This is a genomic window from Streptomyces sp. NPDC029014, assembly GCF_055564695.1.
Genome location: NZ_JBVHVT010000237.1, coordinates 1 through 1,243 on the forward strand (window position 1 = coordinate 1; position 1,243 = coordinate 1,243).

Sequence of the window (1,243 nt, forward strand, 5' to 3'; positions counted from 1 at the left end):
TGAAGCGCTCAGCCGCTGGCGCCCGCCGGGAGACGATGAAATCCCGCCGGCCATCTTCGTGCCCATCGCCCACCGCCTCGGCCTGAGTCCTGATCTTTTTCGATACGTCCTGGCCCGTGCCATGAATGACCTCGCCCCCGCTTTGCGGGAGCACAGGAACCTCTACGTGAGCATCAATGCCGAGCCTGTGGACATGGCCCAAGAGTGCATCGTTCGCTACATCAGCAGCGTTACCACCGATTTTGGCGTGCTCCCCGAACAAATTCGCATCGAGATCACCGAACGGGAAGAACTCGTGTCTGCCACCGCCAAGAGCAACATGCAGGCCCTCTCGGTTCTGGGATACCGGTTCTTGATCGACGACTTCGGGACGGGCAGCGCGAATTTCTCCCACCTCGCCCAATCGCCGTTTCGAGGAATCAAGATCGATCGCATGTTCGTGGCCGCTATCAACGAGGACTCCCCCCTGCGGCCCGTGTTGCCAGGGATGTATCGCATCGCACGTGAGCTTGGGCTGGATGTCATCGCAGAAGGCGTCGAAACAGAAGAGCAAGATTTGCTGCTCTACCGGATCGCGCCGGACGCCATCGGCCAGGGATGGCATTACGGCCGGCCTCTCTCAACAAAAGACGCTCTGGCCGCCATCCAGGTTGGGTAGCCCTCCCGCGCGGCTGGACCCAAGCCTGTTCACTGGCGCTTGACCTCCGTCCTAGCAAGATGTCCGTGCGTCCGATGGACGCGACAATCGTGAAACTCTCCGCTATGGCGCTGACCCCAGTTGGCGCCGCCGAACCAACGGGGTGACTCCCCCTCGCCCTAGGTGACGCCCCGGCAATTCAGGGCATCGTCGTGATCGGCACCCCTAGCCACTGGCCTTTCTAGGCCAACGTGCGCCGCGCACCAAACCAGTGGTCGAAACCGCCTAGCCGCTGGTCTGGCTTTTTGCTGGTGAACGTACTGGCTGAGCGCTTTCCAACAGCGCCGCTCGGTCCCTTCGCTGTGCCGTGGGCTGTCAGCGTACAGCGCGCCTCTTGGTCATATTTCTGCTGCGGCAATAGAGGGATCGGGCAGCGGTATCTGGCGTGCGGACTGCGCGGACGACCCCGTAGATGAATTCTTCAGAGTGGCTTCGAGAGGGGCCCCACGTAGACGGAGGCAGACGGCCCTCCCGTGAAGCGCACAAGGAGATCCATCGCCGTTGCATTCATTGCGTCCGCATCGCCCCGCTGAGAGAAGCTGGCCC

The 1,243-nt window shown here is 62.1% G+C and carries 1 protein-coding gene; it reads left to right on the forward strand.

The features are described 5' to 3' along the window. Nucleotides 1-658, forward strand: a 658-nt coding sequence (locus ACZ4VL_RS40785) for an EAL domain-containing protein (RefSeq protein ID WP_468211102.1), incomplete at its 5' end; no start/stop codon positions are given. Nucleotides 659-1,243 lie beyond the last annotated feature (585 nt).